Source organism: Paenibacillus sp. TAF43_2, assembly GCF_052113545.1.
GTDB lineage: Bacteria > Bacillota > Bacilli > Paenibacillales > Paenibacillaceae > Pristimantibacillus.
Genome location: NZ_JBFRDK010000022.1, coordinates 1 through 17,959, shown reverse-complemented (window position 1 = coordinate 17,959; position 17,959 = coordinate 1). Strand labels below are relative to the sequence as shown.

At 46.4% G+C, this 17,959-nt stretch carries 12 protein-coding genes, 1 tRNA gene and 2 pseudogenes; 13 read left to right on the top strand and 2 right to left on the bottom strand.

The annotated features are described in order from the left end of the window. Positions 1–119: 119 nt before the first annotated feature. A complete protein-coding gene (locus tag AB4Z17_RS07235) occupies positions 120–566 on the bottom strand; it encodes a GlcG/HbpS family heme-binding protein (protein ID WP_441958977.1) in 447 nt (148 codons plus the stop codon). 314 nt (positions 567–880) lie between these two features. On the opposite strand from AB4Z17_RS07235, the pseudogene AB4Z17_RS07230 reads away from it, so the two are divergent. The 7 genes and pseudogenes from AB4Z17_RS07230 to AB4Z17_RS07200 form a co-directional block, all read left to right on the top strand. Then, positions 881–1,196, top strand: a pseudogene (locus tag AB4Z17_RS07230) (DEAD/DEAH box helicase); the annotation flags it as partial. A 403-nt stretch (positions 1,197–1,599) separates the two neighbouring features. Next, the gene (locus AB4Z17_RS07225; RefSeq protein ID WP_441912437.1) at positions 1,600–1,902 is read left to right on the top strand and encodes an ArsR/SmtB family transcription factor; all 303 of its coding nucleotides are present in this window, start codon (positions 1,600–1,602) and stop codon (positions 1,900–1,902) included. Positions 1,903–2,068: 166 nt separating this feature from the next. Beyond that, positions 2,069–3,193: an NADH:flavin oxidoreductase gene (locus AB4Z17_RS07220; RefSeq protein ID WP_441958975.1), complete on the top strand. Its 1,125-nt coding sequence runs from the start codon at positions 2,069–2,071 to the stop codon at positions 3,191–3,193. Beyond that, positions 3,186–4,163, top strand: a complete 978-nt coding sequence (locus AB4Z17_RS07215; RefSeq protein WP_441912439.1) for a TIGR03571 family LLM class oxidoreductase — start codon at positions 3,186–3,188, stop codon at positions 4,161–4,163. Before AB4Z17_RS07220 ends, AB4Z17_RS07215 begins: the two co-directional genes overlap by 8 nt. 36 nt (positions 4,164–4,199) lie before the next feature. Beyond that, positions 4,200–4,364, top strand: a complete 165-nt coding sequence (locus AB4Z17_RS07210; RefSeq protein ID WP_441912440.1) for a hypothetical protein — start codon at positions 4,200–4,202, stop codon at positions 4,362–4,364. A 103-nt stretch (positions 4,365–4,467) separates the two neighbouring features. Then, the gene (locus AB4Z17_RS07205; RefSeq protein ID WP_441912441.1) at positions 4,468–5,493 is read left to right on the top strand and encodes an LLM class flavin-dependent oxidoreductase; all 1,026 of its coding nucleotides are present in this window, start codon (positions 4,468–4,470) and stop codon (positions 5,491–5,493) included. A 226-nt stretch (positions 5,494–5,719) separates the two neighbouring features. Further along, positions 5,720–6,841 carry an NADH-dependent flavin oxidoreductase gene (locus AB4Z17_RS07200; RefSeq protein WP_441958973.1) on the top strand — a complete coding sequence of 374 codons (1,122 nt, stop codon included), beginning with the start codon at positions 5,720–5,722 and terminating at the stop codon, positions 6,839–6,841. Between the two features lie 271 nt (positions 6,842–7,112). On the opposite strand, the gene AB4Z17_RS07195 is transcribed toward AB4Z17_RS07200, so the two are convergent. After that, a complete protein-coding gene (locus tag AB4Z17_RS07195) occupies positions 7,113–7,964 on the bottom strand; it encodes an AraC family transcriptional regulator (protein ID WP_441958971.1) in 852 nt (283 codons plus the stop codon). A gap of 175 nt (positions 7,965–8,139) precedes the next feature. Here AB4Z17_RS07195 and AB4Z17_RS07190 point away from each other — a divergent pair, with 175 nt between their 5' ends. From AB4Z17_RS07190 to AB4Z17_RS07165, 6 genes and pseudogenes are all read left to right on the top strand, one after another. Then, positions 8,140–9,528, top strand: coding sequence for a family 4 glycosyl hydrolase (locus tag AB4Z17_RS07190; protein ID WP_441958969.1), 1,389 nt, complete (start codon positions 8,140–8,142; stop codon positions 9,526–9,528). Positions 9,529–9,781: 253 nt separating this feature from the next. Beyond that, positions 9,782–9,852 (top strand) — tRNA-OTHER (locus AB4Z17_RS07185). A gap of 305 nt (positions 9,853–10,157) precedes the next feature. Continuing rightward, complete coding sequence (locus AB4Z17_RS07180) at positions 10,158–10,547, top strand: endo-1,4-beta-xylanase (protein WP_441959007.1); 390 nt, start codon at positions 10,158–10,160, stop codon at positions 10,545–10,547. 327 nt (positions 10,548–10,874) lie between these two features. Further along, on the top strand, positions 10,875–16,967 hold the full coding sequence (locus AB4Z17_RS07175; RefSeq protein ID WP_441958967.1) for an endo-1,4-beta-xylanase: 6,093 nt from the start codon (positions 10,875–10,877) through the stop codon (positions 16,965–16,967). Positions 16,968–17,080: 113 nt separating this feature from the next. Further along, the gene (locus AB4Z17_RS07170) at positions 17,081–17,209 is read left to right on the top strand and encodes a hypothetical protein (protein ID WP_441958965.1); all 129 of its coding nucleotides are present in this window, start codon (positions 17,081–17,083) and stop codon (positions 17,207–17,209) included. Between the two features lie 129 nt (positions 17,210–17,338). Next, positions 17,339–17,959, top strand: a pseudogene (locus tag AB4Z17_RS07165) (sensor histidine kinase); the annotation flags it as partial.

Here is a 17,959-nt window from a genome sequence, read left to right as displayed (position 1 = left end):
ATGAGAAGAGGGGCTGTGCCACGGGGTATTATACCCTGAGGGACAGCCCCAAGTGTTTAGTTGATTTTTCGCCAATATTCGCGGGACCTAGTTTCGTTATAGGGCTAGAGCCGCCAGGTTTACAGCAAGCTCCCAGAAGACCCGATCCGTGCCTTCGGATAGGTTTCGAAAGCCCGTACCGCTGCTTCCGCAACTTCAATGTCGTTTGCGACCGTACTGCCGCTTGCGCCGACCGCCCCGACGATTCTCCCATCGAACGACAACGGAATCCCCCCTCCGAACACGACAACGCGTCCGTGGTTGGTCGTATTGATCCCGTACAGCTCCCCGCTCGGGACCGCCAACGGAGCAAGGCTCGCCGTGGGCATTTTTAGCGCGACCGCCGTCCAAGCCTTATTATGGGCGATGTCGACACTGGCCAGCCAGGCATGGTCCATCCGATGAGAAGCAACGAAATTCCCGCCATCGTCTAAGATGGCGATCACTTCCGCGATCCCGAGCTCCCTTGCCCGGAGTTCCGCTGCTTGAATCAACACTTTGGCGACTTCTAGAGTGATTTTCAACATCTGCGTCCTCTCCCTCTCGACTGATTCGATACATGATATGAATTATGCGCTTTAGGTATGCATTCGATCCCGTCATCATAGGCATTCGTACATCCATAAATGGAGCGGGTAAGATTCCGCTTCTTTTCTTGCTCTCTATTGTATTATCCTAAAGTGTTATGACGGAAAGGAATGGTTTGTGGAGACAATACAGGAAATGTTAAAAGTTGCGTGATTAATATATATAAATGAAGGAGACAAAATGACATTTAAGGAGTTGTATATTATACCTGCGATTTTTAAAAGCTTTAAGCAAAGATAACTATACTACACTAGGTGCGGATATTGTTATTGCAACTCCAGGCAGACTCATCGATTTAATCAATCAAAAATGTATTGATTTATAATATGTCCAAATATTAATGTTTGATGAAGCCGACAGAATGCTGGATATGGGCTTTATTAATGTGAAGAAAATCATTACAAAAATGCCCGGCAAAAAACAAACTCTATTCTTCTCGGCAACAATGCCGCCGGAAATATCCAAAATAGTCAAATCACTGCTGGTTAAATTGGAGAAAGTTGAAATTACGCCGACTATCTTCAACCGTGAATCGGATAAAGCAATCTGTTTATTTAATAATTAAGGGAGACGGATGCTACTAAATCAATAAATGAGATGTGACAGTATGACTCGAAGGTATTAGTTCTATGGGTAATATACACTGCTCTAAAATAGAATTAGACCAGCATTTTGTTGTAAGATTTCAATTGTGTTGGTAATCATTAATAAAGATAGGATTTTCGAGAGGGAGACTGACACAACAATAACAAAACAGGCTTTGGTTATAAAAACCTACAGTCTGTTTTTTTATTTAGGTATCTTAATTTAAGATTAACCTCGGGGAGCCGTACCCCCTCTAACGGCGAAAAATTGTGGGGATGGGCTCGGAATATTGAAGGTGACAGGTATACAAAGGGACTGAGAACAGTATTTTCAACTATGGCATCACAATGCATTGACATATCGAGATTTAACGATATAATAATTGTCATGAACCCAATACTCATCTTTAAGGCACTGGCGAATGAAACACGCTTGAATATTCTCGATTGGTTAAAGGAACCTGAGAAACACTTTCCCACGCAAGAGGGCGGTGACAGTAAAAAAATCGGGGTTTGTGTCAGCCACATTCAGGAAAAGGCAGGGTTATCTCAATCGACCGTTTCTCAGTACCTTTTACTGCTTCAAAGGGCCGGTTTGTTACAAGCGAACCGCTATGGTCAATGGACGTATTACAAAAGAAACGAAGAGGCTATTCAAGAATTGGCTGTTTTTATGAAAGATGATTTATAGGATCGGATACAGGCATACATGGCTGATACCCTGCATTGGATATCTTCCATGTATCTAATTCCCTAATATATCGATAAAAATAGATATATAGATATACAAATGAATTATCCAAATATGGGGCATAATTTGTTAAACAATACCAACCAAATTTAAAGGAGAAATCGACATGACAACAGCTGCTCACCTAAATAAATTTCCCCGTCTTTTGTCTGATATACAGATTGGTAAACTGAAACTAAAGAATCGTATTGGTGTAGCGCCAATGACCAGAATCAGCGCATCTGAAGACGGGCAAGCAACCAAAATCATGATGAATTATTATGAAAGCTTTGTAAAGGGCGGTTTTGGATTCTTGATCACGGAAGGCGTCTATCCCGATGAAATGTATAGCCAAGGGTATCTGAACCAGTCAGGAATTGCAAATGAGAAGCATATCGATGCATGGAGAAAAGTAACCGGGGCGGTTCATCAAGCCGGATCAAAGATCATTGTCCAATTGATGCATGCAGGTGCGCAGTCACAAGGAAATCGTTATAAGAGCGAGATCATCGCGCCCTCTGACTTAACAGCAAAAGGTGAACAGCTTCCGTTCTAYGTCGGGGAGGGACCTTACAAGAAACCAAAACAAATGACAAAAGAAGACATCCAAGAGGTTGTTCATGGTTTTGCGGAAGCGGCMAAGAGGGCAAAAGAAGCAGGGTTCGATGGCGTGGAAATCCATGGTGCCAACGGCTATTTGCTTGATGAGTTCCTGACGGATTATATGAATGAAAGAACGGATGAATATGGAGGTTCAACAGAGAACCGGATCCGTATTCTGATTGAGGTCGCTAACGCAGTGCGTGAAGCGGTTGGGACTGATTTTGTCGTAGGAATCCGTATCTCTCAAGGGAAAGTCAGTGATTACTATCATAAATGGGCTGGGGCCGAAAAGGATGCCGAAATCATTTTTTCAAGTTTGAGCAGGGCGGGCCTGGATTATATCCATGTAACCGAATATGATGCGACTCGGCCGGCATTTGAAGGAACTGAACTTACACTTGCCGCATTGGCTAAGAAATTCGGTACTGTACCAGTGATGGCGAATGGCAATCTCGAAGATCCTGATAAAGCGGAACAGTTATTGATGCGTGGTGATGCTGATCTTATTACCTTGGGTAAAGGAGCGCTTGCCAACCATGACTGGCCTCAGCGCATCCTGACAGAGCAGCCTCTGCGGGAGTTTAATCCAGAAATTTTAGGACCAAAAGCCAATATAAAGGAACAGGAATTAGTAATTACAAATGATTAAGGTGGGCAAGCAGTTGGAGTATGACGGATACCCTAAAATGTATCAGAAAAATAAGTTGACGCTTGGGTTTGTGTTACCAACCGAAAAGATGACAAAGACGCCGCACATGGAGAATCAGCTGCATCTTGCTCGCAAAATCGAAGATTATGGATTTGCTGCACTTTGGCTGCGGGATGTAACCATGCAGAATCTTCACATAGACGATAATGGCCAAATGTATGATTTATGGATTTATTTAACTTATCTCGCCGCGCATACAAAAGAAATCGTGTTAGGGACTGCGGGTGTCGTCCTTCCGTTACGTCACCCGGTCCGGGTTGCAAAGGAAGCCGCATCGATACACCGCTTGTTTCCGAACCGATTGATTATGGGTGTAGCTTCGGGGGATCGCGAAATGGATTTTACGGCTTTGGGAGTCCAAAGAGAGGATAGAGGTGAGCTCTTCCGGGAGAGCTATGAATTTCTTGACGGGCTACTGCGGAATGAGAATGCAGCGATTGAATCGAACCTAGGCGTTTTTGACGGCAGTGATATGCAGTTGATTCCCCGTCCCGTAACAGCAATTCCGACGATGGTGACGGGATTCAGCCAACAATCCATGAATTGGATTGCTGAACATGGCGATGGTTGGATACAGTACCCCAGAAGTATTGATAAACAGGAAATGCTTATCCGGGATTATCGCACATTGACGGAGATGAAAGCGCCCGGCGTATTTAAACCATTCTCTCAAACTTTATTTATTGATTTATCGGAAAATCCTGATGATTCACCGGAGGAAATTCCATTAGGCTATCGTCTCGGACGCCATCATTTGGTGGAGTTGCTTCATAGATTTCAGCGAATAGGCGTCAACCATCTCGCTTTTGTCCTGTATTTTTCCTGGCGTCCTCCGGAGGAGGTCATCCAGGAGCTGGGTGAAGAGGTATTGCCTTATTTCCCTACCCATCAGATGACCATTACAACATGAATCTCACACAATAATGAATAAAGGAAATATGCCATCATGTCAAACATTGCGAATACGCCATTATCCGTGCTCGATCCCTCACCTATCATTGAAGGTGGTTCGGCTGAACAGTCACTTGCCAATACCCTTCTTTTGGCAAAGAAAGCCGAACAATGGGGCTACAAATCTAATCCGTCAACGGACTGCAACCGGGGCGGATGAAATCATGGCGCACACCGAAATCTTCGATCATGAGGCCCGTTTGCGTTCTTATGAAATTTTGGCGAACGCGGCAAAATAACAATTATGAAAAGAGGAAGACGATATGTCTGCAAATAAAACAAACAAAAGACTGAGTGATATACCATTCTCCGTGCTAGATCTATCTCCTATTGTCGCCGGCGGCAGTCCAGCCGAGTCATTTCGCAACACACTGGTCCTTGCCCAGCATGCAGAGAAGTGGGGTTATAACCGATACTGGCTCGCGGAACACCATAATATGCCTTTTATCGCCAGCTCCGCCACTTCCGTTGTGATCTCCCATGTGGCGGCTGGCACATCCACAATCCGGGTAGGCTCAGGTGGTATCATGCTTCCCAATCATTCGCCGCTAGTGATCGCGGAGCAGTTCGGGACGCTTGAATCACTGTTCCCGGGACGCATCGATCTCGGTCTTGGACGGGCACCCGGTACTGATCAGCGTACCGCTCGCGCGCTGCGTCGCGACGGCAGGAATGACGGCCAGGATTTCGATGAGCAATTGGATGAGCTGCGGGCCTATTTCGATCCCTCGTTAGCATCAGGCACTATGCATGTCAAGGCGATCCCCGGGGAGGGCCTAACTATTCCCATCTGGCTGCTCGGCTCCAGCGGGTACAGCGCACAGCTGGCCGGTCAGCTCGGTCTGCCGTTTGCTTACGCTAGTCACTTCTCGCCCGGCAACACCGTGCCGGCGATGGAATTATATCGGCGTTCTTTCAAGCCTTCGAAAGTACTGGAGAAGCCATACGCGATGGTCGGCGTCAACGTTATTGCCGCCGATACGGATGAGGAAGCGAACCGTTTGGGAACGACGCTGCAGCAGCAATTTCTAAACCTGATCCGTGGCAAGGAAGTGCAGCTGCAACCGCCTGTGGACAGCATGGACAGCTTATGGAGTGAGTACGAGAAACAAGCGTTGGAGCAGCAGCTCGGCTCATCCATCTTCGGCAGTCCTGGAACGGTGAAAGAAAAGCTGCAATCTTTCTTGAACGATACCCAAGCTGACGAAATAATGGTCATCGCCCAGGTGTTTGACCACGAGGCACGCCTGCGTTCCTACGAAATCCTCGCAGATATCATCAAGCCGTAACCCACTAGTAAGCATCATACCTAAACCATGCTAGTCGGTAGCATAAAAATGGTAGGATACACAGAGGATAGTTATCAAGTTAATTGTTTTATCTCGTTGGTTTCTCTGACTTGATATGGTGCTGCTATAGTCGGGTCTCGAACAAAGCTGAAGATAATCAAGTTAGAAATGAAAATATTTAGGCAGCGTTAACCTACCTGAATAACACAAAAGGAGAAATACAAACATGAATTCTAAATTYGAAGTTGCTTTTAAACCATTTACTTTCCGTTCTGGCATCGAAATAAAGAACCGAATTGTGATGGCACCCAYGACCAATACTGCTTCCCATGAAAATGGTGAGGTTTCAGATGAAGAAGTTGCCTATTATCATGAGCGTGCCGGTGGTGTGGGCATCGTGATTACCGCATGCACTTACGTAACCAGAAACGGAAAAGGGTTCCCTGGCGAATTTGGAGCGGATTCTGATTCTTTAATTCCTAGTCTAAAACGGGTAGCAACAACTATCCAAGAAAAAGGATCCAAGGCCATCTTGCAAATTTTTCATGGCGGTAGAATGTGTCCGCCTGAGCTACTGCCCGATCTTCAGCCCATTGCCCCAAGTGCTGTAGCAGCGGAACGCGAGGATGCTGTGGAACCGCGTGAAATGACGGCTGAAGAGATAACTGATATGGTTAAGGCCTTTGGAGAAGCAACTCGAAGAGCCATCGAAGCAGGATACGATGGAGTGGAAATTCATGGTGCCAATACGTATTTAATTCAGCAATTCTTTTCTCCACACTCAAATCGAAGAACGGATCAATGGGGAGGCACGCTCGAAAAGCGTATGGCTTTCCCGCTAGCTGTTGTAGAAGCAGTTAAGAAAGCCGTTAAGGAACATGCAAAAAAACCTTTCATCATCGGCTATCGTCTATCTCCTGAAGAAAGGGAGAATCCGGGTATCACCATGGATGATACGTTGCATTTAGTGGACAGATTGGCTGATCAGCAACTGGATTACCTCCACATTTCGGTGGGAGCATTTTGGAACGGCTCGATCCGTGATGCAAATGATCAAACATCGCGTGGTGTAATGGTTCATAATCGAGTTGGTGATCGAATTCCAGTAATGGGTGTTGGGATGYTGCGCACACCCGATGAAGTGATGAAAGCATTGGAAACAGGGATACCTTTAATCGCTTTAGGGCGGGAACTGATTATGGAACCGCATTGGGTACAGAAGGTAGAAGCTGGTGAAGAAGAAAAAATTCGTACCACTTTATCAAAAGAAGATCAAAAAGAGCTGGTGATTTCAGATCAGATGTGGGAATACTATAAAAGCATACCAGGTTGGTTCCCCATCGTTTAAGCAGAGTTAGAGCAAATATAAATCTTTCTCTAAGTCCATTGAAAAAGCGTGGAGATATTGGACAGAGCCAGAACACATAACAAAATGGCTTTTTAATTTTAGTTAGATGCTGATGAAGGATCCCCATCTTATCAATTTATTGATGATATTCATATAAATTACGCTTGAACCTCGGCGATCGCTATCGGGTCAATGAGAAACAAGTTATTTTTGTGCCTGAACTGAAACGGGAGGCGAAAAGCTGTCTGGGGACATGTCCTCTGACAGCTTTTTACTCGAACTTTGAAGGTGCAACGTTATAGTATTTTTTAAAAGATTTCGAAAACGTAAACGGATCAGGATAACCCAGAAGGTTAGCAATTTGTTGAATCGTATATTTCTTTTCGTTCAAATATTCTCTTGCCCTGTTCATTTTAATCTGGTAAATATATTGTCCCGGAGTAATGCCCAAGGCTTTCTTGAAATAAGTGATAAAGTATTTTTCTGATATGCCTACAAACGCTGCAAGCTCATTTATTTTAATAGATTTGTGCAGATTGTTATTAACATATTTGAATACCGGCTGCAACACGTCCAAATTGCTCTCCACTTTTCTTGACGTTCTCCCATTCAGAAATGAGCCGGTATATTGGCCATGTCCGTAGAGTTCAATAATTTTGGCAATAACGGCCGTTAGACAAGCCTTTAAATATAAACGGTTCCCTGGCATGCTTCGTAATAAATTCGATTGCGTAAAGGCTTTGCCGAACAAAATGGCTTCTTCCCGGATCAGCTCTTGCGGTATGATCCCCGAGAGCTGAAAATCGTTTAGAATTCGTTGCTGTTTGCCGATTTCAAAATCGAAATGAGTGTAAATAAACCGGCATCCCTTATCACTAGCTGCTGCCATATAGGGAACCCCCGGGTAAAAAAAGACCACATCTCCCGGGTTTGCGGTATGTTCAAAACCATCGATAGTAATGGTAACGATTCCGGATTGAACGAACCAAAGATCATAGTCGGTATGTGCCTTGTGTTCAATCCATTTCGTGTCGTGGGTAAGCTCAAAGAACGATTTCATTCGAAGCGAGATCAATTCCGACAATTCATTCAGAATTCCCATATCCGTCATATTCTTATCCATTGGCATCCCTCTACATTCCTTAACCAGAAGACATTTCTCATATTATTTTAGTATATCACTGGATTTATTAATCACAAATATTCGTACTATTTGACATGAAGGTCAAACTATCTCATATTCTACTTTTAAACCATTCTCCTATAATTAGGTTATAACCAGTTAGGAGGACTTGATCATGATGGATTCGAATGTTTCACAACCGAAGGTAGTTATCATTGGGGCTGGGAGTCTTTTCTTTGGGCGGCAGTCAATTTGGCAAATGGTTCACTCTAAATATTTGAATAACGGAACACTTTCTTTAGTAGATACTGACGAAGAAAAACTATCCAAGATGGTAAGGCTCGCTGAAATGGTTGCAAAGGAAAACAATGTATCTCTCAAAGTGGAAGGTTCGACGAATAGGAGACAGGTATTGAAGGGAGCTGATTTCGTCGTTCTCAGCTTTGCTGAGGATACCGTCAAATACCGTGGCATCGATTGCCAGGTTTCTTTAAAATATGGAATTCGGATGTGCTCTGGGGATACCATCGGTCCAGGCGGAATATTCAGGGCAATGAGAGAGCTGCCAGTCATTATGGAATGCGCTAAAGATATTGAGGAGCTTTGTCCAGATGCGTGGGTTATCAATTACATCAATCCATCTACCGTACATGGGATCGCGTTAAGCCGATATGCTCCGAAACTTAAATCCTTTGCGCTTTGCGACTCCCATCACATGCCGAACAAGAAAGCTTACTACGCGATTAGAGCGGGTATCATTCAGGATCAAAGCGAATTCAAAGAGGAGATCGACCGGAAATTTGATTTCCGCGTTGCCGGTGTCAATCATTTCACCTGGCTGCTTAAGGCGGAGTATGACGGAAAGAATGTTATGGCTCCGATTGCCGAGGCATTAAGGAGGTCGGCAGGAACGGAAAACAACGGTGGGGATAGAGGAGCAAAGGCGCTTTATAACGATGCAATCACTTATGAGCTTTATAACATTTTCGGGTATATTCCAACATGTACGGCCCATACCAAAGAATACGTCCGGTATTGGCAGGGACTTGGCAAGACGGAAGACGCCATCCCGCCGTTATCGATTTGGGAAACGGAAGACCGGTATAAACGGCATGAGGAAATGTGGCGGCAAGTGGATGACTTCGTCACAGGGAAAAATCCTATCGCCGATTATATGAAATCTTTCGGACCCGATCACGCTACGGATATTATCGAAAACATGGTGGGGAATTTGAACAAGCGTTTCTTTATTAATACGCTCAATAACGGTGCGGTGACCAACATGAATAACGATTCGTTTCTTGAGTTGTTAAGCGAAGTAAGCATGGATGGAATCAAACCGCTTCATATGGGTGAAATGCCGAGGGGAATCCGGGGCATGCAGGAGCTGGTGCTGGATACGCACGAACTGACTGCGGAGGCTGTTGTTGAACGGAGCTTCACGAAATTGAGAAGAGCGATGATGACCGATCCGCTTGTGAATTCCATACATGATGCGGATTTAATTATTAAAGAGTTGTTGGAAAAGGAAAGGGAGATCATTCCCGAATATTGGTATGAGTAAACTAGTACGGCAAACATACAATCTGAATGCCTAAACAATATTTTCAAAACAATAGACTTGAAATAGCTCATGCTGAAATTGCATGAGCTATTTTTGTTAGGTTTAACTCAGTTGGGAGCACGAGCTGGTTGGTTACACTACCCTAAAAGTAAGACGAAGTAAGGCGAAGAAATAACACGGGGGCTTAGCTCAGCTGGGAGAACACCATTACCAGTTTAACACCCATAAAAACGGCGAGTTAACTACTAAATATGGGGTTATAGATAGGGGTGAATAGGTCGCTGGCAACGATCAGTCGGCGGTTCATTCCGCCTAGCTCCACCATACCTTATTATCAGAACGGCAGAGATGCCGTTTTTTTATTTCTTGGATATTTCAAATCCCTAACTGAGAACATTTGAACAGTTTAGGTATGTATGCTGAAATTCAGCAATTATTTTACATAATTACTAAAATGAAATCAAATGCTTGGTTCTTTGTAACGTCAAACATGCTGAGTGGACGTGGTACTAGAGGTGCAGCTAACATGCTGACCAGTAACTCTGCCGCAGTTTATCGCTAATACTGAGGCTCTTAGGGAGCTTGGGGTTGGCGATGATGAAGAGGATCCATTAGAAGCATACACGTAAATTCAAAGCGCGATCGACAATGACCTAAAAATACATGGGCATACGCTCGTCTGGGAAAGCCAATCGATTCCGTGGCTGAACAACGCTAAGATCTCTGAATCCGACCTGACTCCGTCCAACCCAGGACTGACCGAGGCTGGGACGTATACAAACATGAATGACTATATTAACGTGGTTCTCACGCATTTTAGCAAGTTAAACAAGAGAAGCACGCAGAACATCATCTCGTGGGACGTCGTTAAAAAAGCGATGTTGAAAAATGCATTCGATAAGGCTAATGAAAACAACGGCACGAGCGAGAACGCGTACGATCCGAGTGCCTCCTCACTCGCACCGAATCGGCAGTTATCCCGCAATGGATTTGGAGTAAATAAAAGTTTCATTAACTAATAATGAGGATGGCGAGAAGGTTGTTTCCGCGCCATCCTCATTTGTTGAGGTCTGTTACAGCCTTCATATTTTTCAAAATGAAATAGCAATAACTACTGAATGATGTTCATTTATTAGATATATCCTTTTATTTGTATTTAGCAGGTGGTTCATATGTTCGGATCTAATATCTTCTTTAATTTTTATAGTAGAATCTCTACTTCGTTAGGTGCCGCCCTATTAAAACGCTCATTATAATTGAAGATACGGGAAGGAGAAGCCATTCAACACCAAGAATGAAAGCGCTTTAGGTGACATCAAAATCCATTATAGGGGGAAGGACATCAAATGAGTAGACGCTTCAAACAGCTATTGCTATCACTGTTAGCCGCTGCACTGTTAGTGCCGCAAATTTGGTATGCTCCAAATGTGAATGCAGCGAGCGCAACGGTACCTGTCATCCTGTACCATGTAATCACCGATAATCCATCCGGAGATTATCAATACAGCACAGCCAACTTCAAAAAACAAATGAAGTATCTGAACGATAACGGCTATACCACCGTATCCGCGGAACAGTACGTCGACATTATCGTGAACGGGGCAACCGCTCCTTCGAAACCGATTCTGCTGACGTTCGACGACGCAACACCGGATTTTATTACAAACGCGCTTCCAGTATTGACGCAGTACAATATGAAAGCGGTATCTTTCGTCATCCAGGACAATATCGGTTCTTGGGGAATGACGCTGAGCCAATTGAACACGCTTAAAAACAACCCGAACATCAGTCTTCAAAACCATACAAAGACGCATGATCAAGCCGTGTGGACGACTAGCATCACCAAAGCGACCGCGGCCGCGGAAATCCAATCCGCTAATACGTTCCTGAAAGGAATTACTGGCAAAGATCCGATCCTTCTTGCCTATCCTTACGGCAACTACAACGCGGACGTAAAAGCAGCCGCGACGGAGAACGGAATTAAAGTCGGTTTCAAAGCCTGGAGCGGTGATGACGACGCCTTGGCGATGGGACGTATTCTCATTAAGAAAGACGATACTTTAAATACCTTCGCAGCCGCGATCGGCGGACCTACGCCTCCCACACCGGAAGCGATCGGGAACGTCGTCGTTTCGAACGACTTCGAGAACGGCACGCAAGGATGGTTTAAGCGCGGTACCGAGACGGTAACAGCTTCGACCAATACCGCTCATAGCGGAACTGGCAGTCTCTTAGTGCAAGGAAGAACAGACAACTGGAACGGCCCGGGCTTTAACCTCGCCGCCACCGGCAAACTGAACAAGGAATCAGTTTACGAGCTTTCCGCATGGGTTAAACTCAAAGAGGGAACGACCGGCTCCGAGACCATTCAATTCGGCGCTCAACAGACTGGGGCAGCCAATGAGTACCTGAATCCAGGCTCCGCGGCAACGGTAAYAGCCGATGCTTGGGTACAAGTCAAAGGCGAGTATACATACGACATGAACGCCAATGCCCTGCAAGTCTACTTACAGAGCAGCAGCAGTAAAACCGCTAGCTTCTACGTCGACGATTTCCAAGTGAAAGTCGTCAAACCGGCCGTTCTTGTCGAGAAATTCGAAAACGGCATAAATGGGTGGACCGGCAACGGCGCTACGGCGACCGTAACGAATGCTGTCTCCCACTCCGGATCGAACGCGCTTCTCGTGACGGGACGCGCCCAAAATTACCACGGGCCTAGCCTAGTGTTGACGAATATGCTTGAAAAAGGCGCTGAATACGAAATTTCCGCCTACGCTAAGCTGGATACCGGAGCGGCTTCTACGCAGCTAAAGGCATCGATTGAGCAATCTGGATTAACCTACGACCAGTTTAAGGAAGTAATCGGGTTGACGACGGTCACCGACGGTGCTTGGGTGAAACTGAGCGGTACTTATACGTATAACACCGCCGCTACGGGAATTAAACTCTACTTCGAATCCGAAGACGCCGGTAAAAATACAAGCTTCGCGATCGACGACATCGTCATTACCCAGAAAAGCGCAGCTCCTCCTCCAGGATTCCTCGTCCTGTCCCAAAGCTTTGAGGATGGTCAGCTCGGCGGTTGGACGGATCTGGGATGGAACGGCACCGGTACTGCGGTAGTATCGTCTGACTACGCATCCGAGGGAACGAAATCCCTTCTGTATAAGGACCGTTCGGACAGAAAGAGCGCCGTATCGCTTAATTTGACCAGCAAGTTGGTATCCGGTCATAAATACGATATCTCGTTCAAACTCCGGTCCGCTCAAGGAACCGATAACTACCACTTAGGCGCGAAAGTCAAATCCGGCGGTACGGATAACTACCCATGGATTATCGGCAACCAAGCCGTTACGGACTCCGCTTGGAAGACGTTCGAACTGAAAGGCTACGAAGTACCTGCCAGCACGACCGAATTCCTAGTTTGGATCGAAGCTAACGTCTACAGTCCAGATGAAACCGCCACAGCGAAAGCCGACTTCTATATGGACGAATTCGTAATTAAAGACGTTACGCCTGGCGCCGAACCTCCAAGAACTCCAGCTGTGCCATTCACTACTATTACGTTCGAGGATCAATCGCAGGGCGGCTTTGATGGCCGCGCTAAAACAGAAACGTTGACCGTTACGAATGAAGCCAACCATACCGACAACGGTTCTTATGCTTTGAAAGTAGCAGATCGTACAGACTCTTGGCACGGTCCGACGATTCGCGTCGAGCAGAACGTAGACAAAGGCAGCGAGTACAAAGTAACGGCATGGGTCAAGCTGATCTCGCCGACCAGCTCGCAGCTTCAGTTGTCCACGCAAGTCGGCAACGGCAGCACCGCCAGCTACAACACCATACAAGCAAAAACCGTGAATGCTGCCGACGGTTGGGTGAAGCTTGAAGGCACCTATCGTTACTCCAGCGTAGGCGACGAATTTTTGACCATTTACGTCGAGAGCTCCAGCAACAAGACTGCTTCTTTCTACATCGACGATATCAGCTTTGTGAACACGGGCTCGATCCCTATCTCCGTACAAAAAGACTTGACGCCAATCAAGACAAAGTATCAAGACGATTTCTTGATCGGCAACGCGGTATCCGCGGCGGATTTCGATGGCACTCGCCTGGAGCTTCTCAAATTGCATCATAATGTCGTAACGGCGGAAAACGCCATGAAACCAGATGCAACGCAGGCGGTGAAAGGTACTTTCACTTATGCGGATTCGCTTATCGATAAAGCGATCGCCGCAGGGATGAAAGTACACGGCCATGTGCTCGTATGGCATCAGCAGACGCCTGCATGGATGACTACTTCGAACGGTTCGCCTTTGAGCCGCGACGAGGCACTCGCCAATATGAGAACGCACATCCAAACGGTTATGACGCACTACGCAGAAAAATATGGAAACAATTTGATTTCTTGGGACGTCGTCAACGAAGCGATGAACGACAATCCCTCTAATCCGACGGACTGGGTTGCTGCCCTGCGCACCTCTCCTTGGAAAACGGCAATCGGTAACGATTACGTGGAACAAGCGTTCTTGGCGGCAAGAGAAGTGCTTGACGCGAACCCGTCTTGGGATATCAAGCTCTATTACAATGATTACAACGATGATAACCAGAACAAAGCTACGGCCATCTACAATATGGTCAAAGAGCTCAACGACAAGTACGCACTTACGCATCCTGGCAAGAAGCTGATCGACGGCGTCGGCATGCAGGCGCATTACAACGTCAACACGAAGCCGGACAACGTTAAAGCGTCGTTGGAGCGGTTTATCTCCTTGGGCGTTGAAGTCAGCATTACCGAACTGGACATAACGGCCGGCAACGGCGGCACGATCACCGAAAAGGAAGCAATCGCGCAAGGCTACTTGTACGCGCAGCTATTCCAAATTTACAAAGAGCACGCCGCGAATATCGCAAGAGTCACCTTCTGGGGTCTGAATGATTCGACGAGCTGGAGAAAAGAACAACCGCCGTTGCTCTTCGATAACAACCTGCAAGCAAAGCAAGCCTATTATGGCGTTATCGATCCGAGCAAGTTCATAGCGGAGCACCCGCCTTCTTCGGCAACCGCTAGTCAAACTTCCGCTAAATATGGTACGCCAGTCATAGACGGTACCATTGACGCGATCTGGAGCGATGCGCCTGAAGTCTCGATCAACAAGTTCCAGATGGCCTGGCAAGGTGCACGCGGTGTAGCCAGAGCGCTATGGGATGATCACAACCTGTATATGCTAATCCAAGTTACTGGTAATGCGGAACTGGACAGCACTAGCCCTAACGCGCATGAACAAGATTCCGTCGAAGTGTTCGTAGACGAGAATAATGGAAAGACAGCTTCCTATCAATCGGATGATGGACAATACAGAGTAAACTATAACAACCAGGCATCTTTCAATCCATCAAGCAAAGCAGCTGGTTTCGAGTCAGCGACCTCTCTTTCCGGAACGAACTACACGGTAGAAATGAAAATACCGTTAACATCGATCACACCGGAAAACAACATGAAGCTAGGCTTTGACGTGCAAATCAACGATGGTAAAAACGGTGCTCGTCAGAGCGTTGCCGTATGGAACGATTTGACCGGYCAAGGTTATCAAGACACGTCCGTTTTTGGAGTGCTTACGCTTTCCGGTAAGAATTCTCCTGCAACGCCACCGGTGGCGCCTGCGAACGTAACGGCTTCTGCCGTGAACGCTAGCTCGATCAAGTTGAATTGGAACACCACTTCAGACACGAGCGTAACGTTCTCCGTCTATCGTGGAACGTCCGAATCCGGTTCGTTCACGGTAATCGCTTCCGGCGTACCGGTTTCCGAATTCACGGATACGGGTCTGGATGCTTCAACGAAGTACTACTACTACGTGAAGGCAGTTAAAGGGGAACTGGTATCGGATGCATCCACAGTCGCAAATGCAACGACGATTCCTCTGGTTGTAACGCCGCCTGAGGAGGTTTTGGAGGCACCTACGGGATTGAAGGCTGATGCTCAAAGCCAATCCTCAATCAAGCTGAATTGGAACACCACTTCAGACACGAGCGTAACGTTCTCCGTCTATCGTGGAACGTCCGAATCCGGTTCGTTCACGGTAATCGCTTCCGGCGTACCGGTTTCCGAATTCACGGATACGAATTTGACCTCTTCGACGAAGTACTATTACTACGTGAAGGCAGTTAAAGGGGAATTGGTGTCGGATGCATCCACAGTTGTGACTGCAACAACGAGCGACGCTTCGCCTCAACCCGGTACAGACACGCCTTCTCCGGTGACTGAACAACCGGCTGAAAATGGCCAGATCACACCAAAAGTTACCGTGAATAACGGTAAGGCATCGTCCAACATCTCTGCCGCCAATCTGCAGAAAGCGTTCGATCAAGCTGTAACTAACGCTGCAGGCAAGAAAAAAGTTACGATCAACATTCCTGCAACAGCAGGCGCAAATTCATACGACGTGCAATTGCCGCTTCAAAGTCTGAAAGATTCCGGATCGACAGTACTTGTGATCAAGACGGTGAACGGCACGGTCGAGCTTACTGGCAACATGCTGGCAGGCACGAGAGTCGGCAGCTCCGAGTTCGTATCGGTTCGCTTGGGCAAGGTCTCGACAGAAGCACTCAGCAATGACGTCCGCCAGCAAATCGGTAACCATCCGGTCATTAGCCTCGAAGTTTTGGCAGGCGACTCCGTTGTCGCTTGGAACAACCCGAACGCGCCTGTAACGGTTTCCGTACCTTACACGCCGACGGCTGAAGAGCTAAGCAACCCGGATCACATCATCATCTGGTACATCGACGGCAGCGGCAAAGCGACACCTGTGCCGAATGCCCGCTACGATGCAGCAAGCGGTACGGTCAAATTCTCGACGACTCACTTCAGTATCTATGCAGCTTTGTTCGTCGTGAAAACGTTCGGAGATCTTCAATCCGTACCATGGGCGATGAAAGCGATCGAAGCGATGGCATCTCGTGGCATCATTAACGGCACGAGCGAGAACGCGTACGATCCGAATGCTTCCATCAAGAGAGCGGACTTCCTGTCGCTGCTCGTTCGCGCATTGGAGCTTAAAGGTAACAATGCTTCCGTAACGATGTTCTCCGACGTGGATTCCTCCGCATACTACTACGATGCGGTCAAGATCGCTGCTCAGCTCGGCATCATTCAAGGCACGGGCAGCAATCTGTTCGATCCAAACAGCAAGATCTCGCGTCAAGACATGATGGTCATCGCGGCGCGCGCGGCGAAAGCCGCAGGCAAAGCGTTGCCGACAGGCGGCACTTTGGATGCATTCAGCGACGAGGCATCGGTAGCTTCTTACGCGAAAGACAGCGTTGCAGCACTGGTAAATGCCGGTATCGTGCAAGGATCGAGCGGCAAACTAGCGCCGAACAGCTCYCTCACTCGCGCCGAAGCGGCAGTTATCCTGCAGCGAATTTGGAGTAAATAAGAGTTTCAGATAGCCTAAAGAGGCTGCTCTGCAGATTGAATCTTGATATGCTCCCCATACGGTAGACAGGTGAAATAATATATAACCTGTTTGCTGTGAGGGGAGTATTTTTCATGTCCGAAAATAAACTTAGCGCCTCAGATAAATTAGCCATCGTGCAAGAGATTGAGAGCGGTMGAATTGGATTGAAGTCCGCTGTTAGTAAATTTAAACTGAGTAAAAACACAAGCAATTCAAATTGACACTTATTAAACCTATGCTATTCTTAAAAGTAATCCCCCCACATAAATATCTTATGCATAAAGGCATCCTATCCACACCCTTCAGATTAGCCTACTCTCATAGTCAGGGTTCCCACAAAAAAACGATGTATGGAAGAGAAAGGAAGCAATCGCGCTATGAAAGGGTTCTCGAAGTATATAGGCGGTATTTCCATTAAAAATAAAATATTCATCGCTAATTTATTAATCATTGTCGTATTTATTTCCACTCAGTCGTATTTTTCCAACACGATTTCACAAAAGGCCATTATTGAGAAAGAGATCAATAATTCATCTCGAGAGCTTGTGCTCATCAAAAATAACCTTCACACCCTGATTTCTACAATGGAAGATTATTCAAAAATTCTAGCCAGCGATTATCGATTGCAGAACGTGCTGTATAACGATTTATTATTAAATAATGAGTTCTATGCGAGCAAGCCGGTTGAAGGTTTAAATAACCTATCGATGAAAAAAACTCTTTCAGAGACGATCAGCAATATTGTGGAGCCTAACACAAAAATCAAAGCGGTAAGCATTCTCACCTCGAATCATCACTGGGTGGACGTCGGGTTTGCCGATAACGCTTATGCGTCCCGCATATTCGGCGATGGTTATGGAGCGGATGATCGTTTCTATTTACCTTCTTGGACAGGTTTGATCAAGTTCGGCTTCTTGTATGAAGGTGAAGACAACGTATTTGCGGTTTCTAAAACGGTCATTCACAAAGAT

What these genes read in the sequence shown, in the direction of transcription:
- AB4Z17_RS07235 (WP_441958977.1), bottom strand. Translation starts at nt 566, where the DNA reads ATGTTGAAAATCACTCTAGAAGTCGCCAAAGTGTTGATTCAAGCAGCG.
- AB4Z17_RS07225 (WP_441912437.1), top strand. Translation starts at nt 1,600, where the DNA reads ATGAACCCAATACTCATCTTTAAGGCACTGGCGAATGAAACACGCTTG.
- AB4Z17_RS07215 (WP_441912439.1), top strand. Translation starts at nt 3,186, where the DNA reads ATGATTAAGGTGGGCAAGCAGTTGGAGTATGACGGATACCCTAAAATG.
- AB4Z17_RS07210 (WP_441912440.1), top strand. Translation starts at nt 4,200, where the DNA reads ATGTCAAACATTGCGAATACGCCATTATCCGTGCTCGATCCCTCACCT.
- AB4Z17_RS07205 (WP_441912441.1), top strand. Translation starts at nt 4,468, where the DNA reads ATGTCTGCAAATAAAACAAACAAAAGACTGAGTGATATACCATTCTCC.
- AB4Z17_RS07195 (WP_441958971.1), bottom strand. Translation starts at nt 7,964, where the DNA reads ATGGATAAGAATATGACGGATATGGGAATTCTGAATGAATTGTCGGAA.
- AB4Z17_RS07190 (WP_441958969.1), top strand. Translation starts at nt 8,140, where the DNA reads ATGATGGATTCGAATGTTTCACAACCGAAGGTAGTTATCATTGGGGCT.